The organism is Vibrio sp. Vb1729 (assembly GCF_033338655.1).
Taxonomy (GTDB): Bacteria; Pseudomonadota; Gammaproteobacteria; order Enterobacterales; family Vibrionaceae; genus Vibrio; species Vibrio alginolyticus.
On record NZ_JAWOTB010000005.1, the window covers coordinates 77,539 to 90,311 of the forward strand.

The 12,773-nt window shown below is 45.8% G+C and carries 6 protein-coding genes; 2 read left to right on the forward strand and 4 right to left on the reverse strand.

The annotated features are described in order from the left end of the window. Positions 1 to 3: 3 nt before the first annotated feature. From R7E29_RS02630 to R7E29_RS02645, 4 genes are all read right to left on the reverse strand, one after another. Positions 4 to 453, reverse strand: a complete 450-nt coding sequence (locus R7E29_RS02630; RefSeq protein WP_005381825.1) for a hypothetical protein — start codon at positions 451 to 453, stop codon at positions 4 to 6. 1 nt (position 454) lies between these two features. Beyond that, complete coding sequence (arcB, locus tag R7E29_RS02635) at positions 455 to 2,809, reverse strand: aerobic respiration two-component sensor histidine kinase ArcB (RefSeq protein WP_213906556.1); 2,355 nt, start codon at positions 2,807 to 2,809, stop codon at positions 455 to 457. A 237-nt stretch (positions 2,810 to 3,046) separates the two neighbouring features. Next, the gene (locus tag R7E29_RS02640; RefSeq protein ID WP_017633632.1) at positions 3,047 to 4,792 is read right to left on the reverse strand and encodes a GGDEF domain-containing protein; all 1,746 of its coding nucleotides are present in this window, start codon (positions 4,790 to 4,792) and stop codon (positions 3,047 to 3,049) included. 35 nt (positions 4,793 to 4,827) lie between these two features. Continuing rightward, complete coding sequence (locus R7E29_RS02645; RefSeq protein WP_017633631.1) at positions 4,828 to 5,787, reverse strand: TIGR01212 family radical SAM protein; 960 nt, start codon at positions 5,785 to 5,787, stop codon at positions 4,828 to 4,830. A gap of 551 nt (positions 5,788 to 6,338) precedes the next feature. On the opposite strand from R7E29_RS02645, the gene gltB reads away from it, so the two are divergent. After that, positions 6,339 to 10,889, forward strand: a complete 4,551-nt coding sequence (gltB, locus tag R7E29_RS02650) for a glutamate synthase large subunit (RefSeq protein ID WP_017633630.1) — start codon at positions 6,339 to 6,341, stop codon at positions 10,887 to 10,889. After that, the gene (locus tag R7E29_RS02655) at positions 10,889 to 12,358 is read left to right on the forward strand and encodes a glutamate synthase subunit beta (RefSeq protein WP_017633629.1); all 1,470 of its coding nucleotides are present in this window, start codon (positions 10,889 to 10,891) and stop codon (positions 12,356 to 12,358) included. Before gltB ends, R7E29_RS02655 begins: the two co-directional genes overlap by 1 nt. Positions 12,359 to 12,773 lie beyond the last annotated feature (415 nt).

Below are 12,773 nucleotides of genomic sequence, written 5' to 3' on the forward strand. Positions count from 1 at the left end.
CGGTTAATAAACCTTGTTAATCTTCACGTACTTTTCGACTAACCAACGCTGTTTACCCGCATCGTCTAGAAGCACTGCGATATCAACCGATTTTTCTGTGTTCACATCAATGTGAGACGAGAACGCCACCTCCCATCGGCTTTCACTGTGCGTTCGAGTATCTAAAGACGCACTGTCCACCAACCACTCTTTTTGCCCCTGTTTAATAATAAGAGCTTCTGCCGTTAGATTTGCAGGAAGTAACTGATCTCCTTCGAGGTAAAGTGCACCTTGAATACTTTGCTCTTCCACGTCCCCAATATTCGGCATGAGGTTCACCCATAAATTACTTTTGAGCTCAACATTAACCTCATTAATCGTAATCTGACTGTTTTGTTGCCAATTCACATTTGGAACGGAACTACAGCCTGCCATCAATGCCATGGCTAATGCCAATGGTGCGATTCTTTTCATGTTATTTCCTTTGTTCCAACCAACTTTTGAGGACTTGAATATCGTTTTGGTATTCATTTTTGATCTCTTCAACCCAGTCTGAAATGTTTTCCCACCATGCTGGCATATCGGGCGATTGCGCTTTTTGCGCCACACTTTGGATACGTTTCAGGCCAATTGAACCTGCAGCACCTTTGATTTTATGCGCTTCAGAAACAATCCCATCTTGATCTTTCGCTGTCATGTTCGAATCTAAGACATCGATATAGTCTGGCATCATATCTTCAAACATTTTTATGCTGTCGTAGACAGGTTTTGCACCAACAATGTCGACGTAAGACTCTAACATATCCATATCGAGCAAATGTGTCTCAATCACAGGAGAAGGCACTGGCTCTTCCACTGCTTCGGGACCGCTCACCACTTCCTTAGGTTGTTCTAACTGGTGAGCGAAGAATTTATCAATCACTGACTGAATAGCATTCACTGCCAGCGGCTTACTGATCGCATCATCCATGCCGTTATCTAAGTATTCACGACGATCTTTCATTACATTAGCAGTTAAGGCGACCAATGGAGGAAGATTGTTATAATGCTTGCGGTAATAATTGGCGACATCAAAGCCTGTCATATCAGGCAGTTGGATATCCAACAACGCTAAGTCGTATTTTTCTGGCACAAAGTTCACTAACGCTTCTTGGCCCGTCATTGCCACGGTGACAGAGTGCCCTAGGCTCTCTAGTAACGATTTAGCCACAGTTACGTTAAGCTCGATGTCTTCGACCATAAATATGTTGAGGCGCACATTGTCGCGTTTCGCATCAATGACTGGCTCAGCTAGTTCAACAATCGGAACGTGGATCGATACAGTAAAAGTGCTACCAAAGCCTTCCTCACTGGTAACCGTAATGTCACCATCCATCATATTGATCAGTTGCTTAGATACCGCCAAACCAATACCTGTACCGACCGCATGCAGGTTGTCCTTGCCTGATTTCACTTGGTAGTACATCGCAAAGATCTTATCTAGCTCTTCGTCTGGGATACCAATACCTGTGTCTTCCACTTCCATAATAATGGTCGCAAAATCGTCTTCGACATCCGCGCTCACTGTCATCACAACGCCACCTTCCTTGGTGAACTTCATTGCGTTGCTGACCAAGTTCCAAATCACCTGACGTAGACGGGTTGCATCCACTTCAATTGCTTTTGGCAAGTCGCTTAAACGTTCTAAGTCAAAGCGTAACCCTTTTTGTTCCGCCATCAGAGCTGAGATACTCTCAATCTCTGCGACGAAGTCTTCGAAGTTAAGTGGCGCAGGTAATAGTTCTAACTTACGGCGATCAAATTTATCCATATCGATAATATCGTTGAAGATGTTACCTAGAGTAATCGCACTCACATTGATGGTCTGCATGTGTTTACGCTGCTCTTCTGTCAACGGACTATCTAGAAGCATACGACTTAAGCCTACAATGCCATTCAGCGGCGTTCGCAGCTCATGACTGATGGTTGAGATGAAGGTAGTTTTGTCGCGGCTTGCTTTCTCTAACGACTCTTCATGGCGCTTACGTTCAGTGATATCACGACCGAACCCAACGAGACCAAGGTGGCGGCCATCTTTGCTGTAAAATGGCACTTTACGCAGCTCAAAGTAATGCTTGCGACCATCTGGGTATTCGAGCCATTGCTCGTAAGTAATTGCTTGATTATCGGCAAAAACCTTTTGGTCAGTATCAACGATATGCTCGGCGATTTCTTTGCTATACACATCCCAAGGGCTTAATCCGACTAACTGGTGCTCTTTCTTGCCCGTTAGCTCTTCCATCGCGCGGTTACAGCCAGAGAAAACACCATCCGCATTGCGGTAGTAAATTAAGTCTGGTGAGGCATCAATAAATGAACGCAGTAATGCGGTACGTTCTGCCAACTCTAATTGAGTACGTTCGCGTTGGAACACCTCATTTTCGAGGTCTTGCATCGCCTCTTCACGTGCTTCTTCCGCTTTAATACGCTCTTCAATTTCTTGGTTAAGCTTTTCAATGTTTTGTTGAAGTTGGTAATTCAGCTCTTGATCTCGCGAACGCATGTCCTTCAGTTTGGACACCAGCTTAGTTAAACGCTGGCGAGACTCTTCTAGTTGATCGACAACCACAGAGAGGAAGTAAACCGCCCAAGGGGTGATCAATAGACCAAAAAACACCGAACGGACAATGTCGATATCATCTACTCGCCCTTTGAGAGCTAAAGTAATCCCTACCTGCACCACAACAGCTAATGCCACCAGCGCAAGGGCTAGCAAAATAGAGAAGCGAACAATCCCCAGTTTGACTAGCAAGTCGACATAATACTGGGCGAGATTTTTCATGGGTTTCATTAACTACTCCATGGTGGTGGCTAGATAGCGCCATTCGATGATGAAAAACAGGTAAATGCACTCGACCTAACGCAATTTAGGTCTGTTTGATTAGTGAAAAACACACGGTGCGATCTGCTCTTGTGATACGAGATAAAAAGATAAACCAACGAGCGCACAGGCTTGTGTAAGTTTAACGTGTTTAATACGGTGATTTAAACAATCAGCTATCAACTTAGAGCAAGCGGTCACAAAGCGTTAGCAAGAACTGGGGTGAATACAAGTGCGATTACGTCCATCAGCTTTAGCTTGATATAACGCACTGTCAGCCATAGCGATGCCCATTTCGGGTTCATCACCATGCTGAGGAATGTAAGAGACCAGACCGATACTGACGGTAAGGCGTTCAGATGCTTCTGAACTGTCGTGTTCCATATCAAGCTGTAGAATTTTCTCATGAATACGCTGTGCTACGTTGCGCGCACCTTCCGTGGTGGTATTCGGCAAGATAAAACCAAACTCCTCGCCACCATAACGCGCAACACAATCCGAAGAACGATTGATGACTTGTGTAAACACGGTAGCAACACTGACTAACGCTTCATCACCTTGTTGGTGACCGTAACAGTCGTTGTAATCTTTGAAAAAGTCGATGTCACATAACATGATGGTGAGCGGCAGCTTTTCTCTAGCATGGTGGTACCACAATACCTGCAGTTGTTCATCGAAACGGCGTCGGTTCGATACTTGAGTTAAGCTATCCATAAAGCTCAATTTTTCTAACTCTAGGTTGGCTTTTTCCAACTTTTGTTCTGCAAGATAACGCTCAGAAATATCACGCGCCATGATCAGCACACCATTCGTTCCTGATGCTTTATCTTTAAAAGGCGATTTCACCACATCAAACCACGTACTTTTACCATCACTACTCACGACTTTATCTATGTATCGAACTGGCTCTAACTGGCGTAATGCTTCTAAGTCACTGTCTGCTAAGCGCGCGTACATCTCTTTAGGAATCACGTCTTGGAGGCGCTTACCTATCAAATCAGAAATTTTTGAAATTCCTAACGCCTTAACAAAAGGCTGATTACACGCTTGATAGACCATGTTCTCATTGAAAATACCAATAGAGTCCGGACTGGCATCCAGAATCGTTTGTAAGATAGTATCTCTTTGCGCTAGCGCCACCTCTGTATCTTTGCGACGCTCCATTTCATCTCGCAGATTCTGTTGCATCTTGTGCCATTCAGTCACGTCATGACTAATAGACAGCGTACCGATAAGCTCACCACTCGGCGAAACAAGAGAGTTTTGATTGACTTCCAGTAAGCAACTTCGACCTTGTGGATCCGTTGTCCATTTACGTTCGCTTTTTCTGGTCATCTCACCCAAGGTCTTGGATGCGCAAGCTTCTTCCCTTCGCCCTTGCCAGAATTGATCAAATGCTCGATTGGTCGTTAACAGATTGCCTTGGCGGTCTTGGGTACAAATCAGCTCTGAAAGTGAGTCTAATGCCGAACGTGCGATGATTAATTGTGCAAGTTCTTGTTGCTGCTCTTGGTGAGTGGCTTGATATGGCTGAGCATAAAGAATCCAAACTCGATGATTGCGCAATAAACTCTTTCTGCCTGACAGCTCCACTTTAATAGATTCACTATCAGATAGTCGCCAGTCAAAAGCCTGCTGACGAAAATGACTACTAGAGAAGCGATCGAGAAACTGCTCAAGCTCATGAATATCGAATAAAGCAGGATACAAATACCCCGTTCCCAAAGAGCGAATGCCTAATAACTGCATCGCAGCCTGGTTAGATAGCAAGAGCTGAGCATGGCTAGTGTCCACCACTATGACTGGATAGGGAGAATCCGTTACTAGTTGCTTAAGTGACGTCTGAAAGTGCAAATAGATCAGTGCTAACGCGCACACGCCTGCGATTAACAACAAGACGACATAGCCATAACCGCCTTGACCACCCCAAAGCCAATTGAGTAACTGATCCATCGTTTAAACCTTCAAAGAACACTGGTTAAAATATATCAGTTATTTATTGAGCGATCTGCTATTAATTCCGGTTTAGTATAGATAAAGGTATTCCCCGTAAGACTCCCTTGAGCACCATGAGCACTGAGATCTCGACCAATTTCCGTCATCGCTAGCCAACGGTTTTCACACCACAGAGGCGATAATAACGTGGGCCTCCTGGCTGCTGATGAAACGCGATGATAAATCACATCTGGTGGTGTCATACGAATCATTTCACTGGCGATCGCAACATATTCTTCTAATTCAGGGGCTTCTAGCTTTCCAGCACGCCAAGCTTTCGCCATGGTGCTACCTTCGACAATATGCAAGCCATGTAACTTGATGCCATCCGTTCCCACGGCCAACACTTTTTGCAGCGTTTCAATATTTTCGGCGCGGGTTTCTTTGGGTAAACCCACAATTAAGTGAGTACAAACCTTGATTCCGAGTGTTCGAGCACGCTTAGTGATTTCGGCATAACACTCAAAGTCATGACCACGATTGATACGTTTGAGGGTGTCGTTGTTGGCGGTTTGAAGACCTAGTTCTAGCCAAATTTCATAACCTTGCTGTACATAGCCCGACAGTAAATCCAATACCGCATCAGGGACGCAATCAGGACGCGTCCCCACACAAAGACCAACCATGTCTGCAGCCTTTAGTGCTTCCTCATACATGTTTTTGAGAACTTGTACTTCTGCATAGGTACTGGTGTAGGCCTGAAAATAAGCGAGATACTTCTTCGCTCTGTGAATTTCACCTGCGCGATCTTTTAACTGTTCGTGAATGCTTTTTATCTGGACTTCTTCATCTGCAAACGAAGCCACATTGCAAAATGTACATCCTCCCCGCCCAATCGTGCCATCGCGGTTAGGGCAACTAAATCCACCGTGCAATGTTAACTTATGAACCTTTTCACCGTATCGACGCTGAAGATCTTGGCCGATTGTATTGACCAACTCATGTAACTGCATAAATTCTCACCAACAATAAATCGTAATCAATCTCACTACGATCTGTGTAAATAAATTACATCCCTGCAAGAAAAAACACACAATATTAATCAATTCAAACACCCACCATGCAGGTCAAAATCAATAAACTTGCATAATTAAAGACAAAAATCGTTCATGTTGCGTAAATGTTAAACTAAAAATGCATAATTAAACGAAAAAATTGGGTCACAACGCCGACTTTTTCATTGCATTCTGAAGTGACAAAATTGTAGGATACTTACACAACCCCGTTATTTTTGTGACTTTTATTACAAAGCACACTGCGGGATTTGTCGGTGTTATCCCACTCCTACCTATATAAATCACTAGATAGTGATAATAAATAAAGGGATACCACCAAGGATTGTTTTTCTCGCAAAACTTTTCCTGCGAGATACGGAAAGGAATCAAGACCGGTCAACCTAGATCGGTGGCGATAATAAATATAAAGGACAAGACGTAATCAATAGTCTAGGTAGTATTTGCTGCCCGGTACTTTTGCGTCGACATTGAACTGGAAGGATGTATCTATGGTAGATAGAGAGCAAAATCCACAGGGTCTGTACACTCCGGAACTGGAGCATGACGCTTGTGGTATCGGTTTTGTTGCTCACCTTAAAAACCGTAAATCTCATGAAGTAGTGACTCAAGCATTGGATATGCTGGCTCGCATGGAACACCGTGGTGGTCAAGGTTGTGACCCATGCAGCGGTGACGGTGCGGGTATCTTGCTACAAAAACCTCATGAATTCCTATTAGAAGAAGCCGTTAAGCTAGGCATTAAACTGCCTTCGTTTGAAAAGTATGGTGTTGGTGTCGTTCTTTTCCCGAAAGACGAATACAAACGCGAACAATGCCGTGACATTCTAGAACGCAACGCACAGCGTCTAGACCTTGAAGTTATCGGCTACCGCGTATTACCAACCGACAACTCCATGATTGGTGCCGACCCTCTAAGCACAGAGCCTCAATTTGAGCACGTGTTTATCTCCGGCGGCCCTGGCATCACGCCTGAAGAGCTAGAACGCAAACTGTACGTACTTCGTAATTACACCGTACGCGTTTGCCTAGAAAGCGTTTCGAACATTGGTGACGACTTCTACATTAACTCCATGTCTTACAAGACATTAGTGTACAAAGGTCAGTTAACGACTGAGCAAGTACCTCAGTACTTCCTCGATCTGCAAAACCCGACCATGGTGACTGCACTGGCACTGGTACACTCTCGTTTCTCTACCAACACCTTCCCGAAATGGCGTCTTGCACAGCCTTTCCGTTACATTGCCCACAACGGCGAAATCAATACAGTTCGCGGTAACTTGAACTGGATGAAAGCCCGTGAAGCAATCCTAGAATCAGACCTGTTCACTCAGGCTGAAATCGACATGCTTCTTCCAATCTGTCAGGAAGGCAGCTCGGATTCATCTAACTTTGACATGGCACTTGAGCTCCTAGTTCTGTCTGGTCGCAGCCTGCCACACGCATTGATGATGATGATTCCTGAAGCATGGCAAGAAAACAAAAACATGGATCCTAAACGTCGCGCGTTCTATCAGTACCATGCGAACATCATGGAACCATGGGATGGCCCGGCTTCCGTATGTTTTACTGATGGTGTTCAAGTTGGTGCGACACTAGACCGTAACGGTTTGCGCCCTTCTCGCTACACAGTGACCAAAGATAACTTCCTAGTGATGGCATCTGAATCTGGTGTTGTGGATATAGAACCAGAAAACGTTGAGTTCCGTGGTCGCCTACAGCCAGGTCGTATCTTCGTTGCAGACCTAGAACAAGGTCGAATCATCTCTGATGAAGAAGTGAAAGACACCATCGCAACGGCACAGCCTTACGAGAAGTGGGTAGAAGAAAACCTACTGAGCTTGAAGAAGCTGCCAGATGCGAGCAACCAGTTCAGCCAACCTAAGCCAGAACACCTTCTACACCGCCAACAAGCGTTTGGCGTAAGCACTGAAGAAGTGAACGAAATCATCGTTCCAATGGCGAATGACGCGAAAGAACCATTATCAGCAATGGGTGCCGACTGGCCTCTTGCGGTTCTATCTCATCAATCTCAGCACCTTTCAAACTACTTCAAGCAGCTGTTTGCACAAGTAACTAACCCACCGATCGACCCGATCCGTGAGCGCATGGTTATGTCGCTGAACACTTACTTGGGTAAAGACCAAAACCTTCTGACTGAAACACCACTTCACTGTCAGAAAGTAGAATTGGAATCGCCTGTTCTAGCCAACTCTGAGCTTGAAAAATTGCGTGCGATCGATAACGAGCACCTACAAGCGAAAACGTTGGATATCGTATTCCAAGCTAGTGAAGATCAAGGCAAACTTGAGCGTGCATTAAAACGTATCTGCCAATACGCAGAAGACGCGGTTATCGATGGTTATTCAATCATCCTACTCACTGACCGCGCAGTGAATTCAAACCACGCAGCGATCCCAGCAATGCTGGCAGTTGGCGCAGTACACCACCACTTGATCCGTAAAGGTCTACGTGCGAAGTGTGACATCGTGGTTGAAACTGGTGACGCGCGTGAAACGCACCACTTTGCAACGCTACTTGGTTACGGTGCGAATGCGGTTAATCCTTACCTAGTGATTGAAACCATCATTGAACTTCAACGTACGAAGAAGTTGGATCCAGAAGCGAACCCTCGCGATCTGTTCAACAACTACCGTAAAGCGATCAATGGCGGTCTTCTGAAGATCTTCTCGAAGATGGGCATCTCTACGCTACAGTCGTACCATGGTGCGCAAATCTTCGAAGCATTGGGTATCCACAAATCCGTGGTCGACAAATACTTCACAGGGACGGTTTCTCGTATCCAAGGTCTAACCCTTGATGATATCGCCAAAGAAGTACTTATCCGTCACCGCATCGGTTACCCACAACGCGAAATCCCAATTCAAATGCTGGATGTTGGTGGTGTTTACCAATGGAAACAGCGTGGTGAGAAGCACCTATTCAACCCAGAAACCATTTCTCTACTGCAAGAGTCTACGCGCAACAAGAACTACGATCAGTTCAAGCAATACGCGACTGCTGTAGATAAGCAAGGTGACAACGCGGTAACCCTGCGTAGCCAACTTGAGTTCATTAAGAACCCCGCTGGTTCTATCTCTATCGACGACGTCGAGCCAATTGAAAGCATCGTGAAACGCTTCGCGACGGGCGCTATGTCATTCGGTTCTATTTCTTACGAAGCACACTCCACACTAGCTGTTGCGATGAACCGTCTTGGCGCGAAATCGAACTCTGGTGAAGGTGGTGAAGACCCAATGCGTTTCGAGCGCAAAGAGAACGGCGATTGGGAACGCTCTGCAATCAAGCAGGTGGCTTCAGGTCGTTTCGGCGTAACCTCTTACTACCTAACTAACGCTGAAGAGCTGCAAATCAAAATGGCTCAAGGTGCGAAGCCAGGTGAAGGTGGTCAGCTACCAGGCGATAAAGTAGATGACTGGATCGGTGCAACGCGTCACTCGACTCCGGGCGTTGGCCTTATCTCTCCACCACCACACCACGATATCTACTCAATCGAAGATTTGGCTCAGCTTATCTACGACTTGAAGAACGCGAACCGCGCAGGCCGTGTAAACGTGAAGCTGGTATCAGAAGCAGGCGTAGGTACGATCGCTTCTGGTGTAGCGAAAGCGAAAGCGGACGTTGTACTAATCGCAGGTTTCGACGGCGGTACAGGTGCATCACCAATGTCTTCAATCCGCCATACCGGTCTTCCTTGGGAACTTGGCTTGGCAGAAACGCACCAAACGCTACTGAAGAACGGTCTACGTAACCGTATCGTGGTTCAAGCAGATGGTCAGATGAAGACACCTCGCGACCTTGCAGTGGCAACACTACTTGGTGCAGAAGAATGGGGCGTAGCAACCGCAGCATTAGTGGTTGAAGGTTGTATCATGATGCGTAAGTGTCATAAGAACACTTGTCCTGTTGGTATCGCGACTCAGAACAAGACGCTTCGCGAGCGCTTTGATGGCCGCGTAGAAGACGTCGTTACCTTCTTCCAATACATGGCACAAGGTCTACGTGAAATCATGGCTGAGCTTGGCTTCCGCACTATCGATGAAATGGTCGGTCAAGGTCAGAAACTGAAGATCCGCCAAGACATTTCTCACTGGAAATACAAGAACCTAGATCTGTCTCCTGTTCTCCACGTTGAGCAACCACGTGAAGCTGATGGTGTATTCAACCAAGCTCAACAGAACCACAACCTAGAAGAAGTGCTAGACCGTAAGCTGATTCAAGCAGCGATTCCTGCACTAGAGAAAGGCGAAGCGGTGAATGCCGAGTTCCCTATCGTCAACACGGACCGCTCTGCAGGTACCATGTTGTCGAACGAAATCTCGAAAGTGTACAAAGATGCGGGTCTACCTCAGCCAATGAACGTGAAGTTCAAAGGTTCTGCGGGTCAGTCATTCGGTGCATTCCTAGCTAAGGGCGTGAAGTTCGAAGTGGAAGGCGACGCGAACGACTACTGGGGTAAAGGCTTATCTGGCGGTACGTTAGTACTTTACCCAGATGCAAAATCAAGTATTGTCGCGGAAGACAACATCGTGGTTGGTAACGTGTGTTTCTACGGTGCAACTTCGGGTGAGTCTTTCATTCGCGGTATGGCTGGTGAACGTTTCTGTGTTCGTAACTCAGGCGCGAAAGTAGTAGTAGAAGGCGTCGGTGACCACGGTTGTGAATACATGACGGGCGGTGCAGCAATTATCCTAGGTTCAACAGGTCGTAACTTTGCCGCAGGTATGAGTGGCGGCGTGGCATACGTATGGGATAAATCAGGTGACTTTGAGTCGAAACTGAACCCAGAGCTAGTAGACCTAGATCCAATCGAGCAAGAAGACAGAGATCTATTACTCGACATGCTAACTAAGCATGTTCAATTCACAGGAAGTGAAGTCGCTCAGTCTTTCCTAGACAATTTTGAAGCTAGCCTAGCCTCTATGGCTAAGGTAATGCCGCGTGACTACAAAGCGGTTCTTCAAAAACGCAAAGCTGAAGCACTGTCTCAAGGAAACGAAACTCAAGTGGAGGCCGTATAATGGGTAAGCCTACTGGATTTTTAGAGCATGGTCGTGAACTACCACAGAAGATTGACCCAGCTGAACGCATCAAGAACAACAAAGAGTTCGTTCTGAACGAGGAGTTTGGTGACAAGATCAATACTCAAGCTTCTCGTTGTATGGATTGTGGCGTGCCGTTTTGTCATAACGGCTGCCCTATCGGTAACATCATCCCAGAATTTAACGACGCGGTTTATCGTGATAGCTGGGAAGAAGCTTGGAACATCCTAAGCTCGACGAACAACTTCCCAGAGTTTACTGGTCGTGTTTGCCCTGCTCCATGTGAAAGTGCTTGTGTTCTTGGTATCAACCAAGACCCAATCACTATCTGTAATATCGAAAAAACCATCGTAGAAACGGCGTATCGTGAAGGGTACGCCAAACCAAAAACACCACGCTCTCGCACTGGCAAAACCGTTGCGATCATTGGTTCAGGTCCTGCTGGCCTTGCAGCTGCTGAGCAGCTAAACAGCGCAGGTCATACTGTGACGGTATTCGAGCGAGACGAGAAAGTGGGCGGTCTACTACGTTTTGGTATCCCAGACTTTAAACTGAGCATGGAAGTCATTGATCGCAAGATCAATCTAATGGCAGAAGCTGGCATTGAGTTTAAAGTAAACCAACACGTCGGTGTTGATGTAAATGCTCAACAATTGCGTCAAGAGTTCGATGTGGTTCTACTAACCGGTGGCTCAACGGTTCCACGTGATTTGCCCGTTCCGGGTCGTGAACTAAAAGGCGTTCACTTCGCGATGGAATTCCTAGGTCAAAACAACCGTCGCGCCAATAACATGGACCTGAAAACGGAAGAAATTCACGCTGCGGGTAAACATGTTGTGGTTATCGGTGGTGGTGATACGGGTTCAGACTGTGTGGGAACATCAAACCGTCACGGCGCAGCAAGTGTAACTCAAGTGGAAATCATGCCGATTCCACCAGAAAAGCGTCCTGCCAATATGCCTTGGCCACAGTACCCGATGATCTTGCGTACTTCGACCTCTCATGAAGAAGGTGTCGATCGTCACTGGAACATCCTGACCAAAGAGTTCATCGGAAATGACAAAGGTGAAGTCACAGGCCTTCGTCTTGCTGATATCGTTTGGCAAGATGCAAAACCAGGCGAGCGCCCAAGCTTCAAAGAAGCAGAAGGCAGCGAGCGTGTGATTCCATGTGATATGGCATTTCTAGCGATGGGCTTCCTACACCCTGAACCAACAGGCGTACTTGCTCAACTGGATATCGCGCTAGATGATCGTGGTAACGTAGCAACTCAAGGTTTTGCTACAAACCAAGAAGGTGTATTTGCTGCTGGTGATATGCGAACAGGCCAATCTTTGGTGGTTCGTTGTATCAATGAAGGCCGCGAATGTGCCCGTGCTATCGATGATTACCTAATGGGTGGAACAAACCTAGAAGCAAAAGCAGATTCACTGATGCTTTCTGCTTAACGAAGCAGTCATGCTTCGCTCTTTCAATTGCCTAATAGCCATCAGCAATATCGATGGCTATCGGTGAAGAAAGAAAACAATTCCTTCCAATCTTTCTATTTTGACCAGCATTTTATGCTGGTCTTTTTTATCTCCCACAGAATCAAATGTTACTTTTTTGTAACAATCAATTTTCTATCTATTTGAAATTATTAAACTATTTTAGCTTATTAAATGGTAAATCGTATATTCACGTGATGATCCACTAATAACTTGACCTTTTTTACAATAAGCTATAGCTTGTGAAGTTGATGAAAATAAAACACTCAAAAAATGTTAAATATTTCACAACTTTTACTGAATAATTATACATAAAGCTATAAAGATGACGCATAGTTAGTCATCGATATCAACGTAAGCAGTGTTGATATATCTG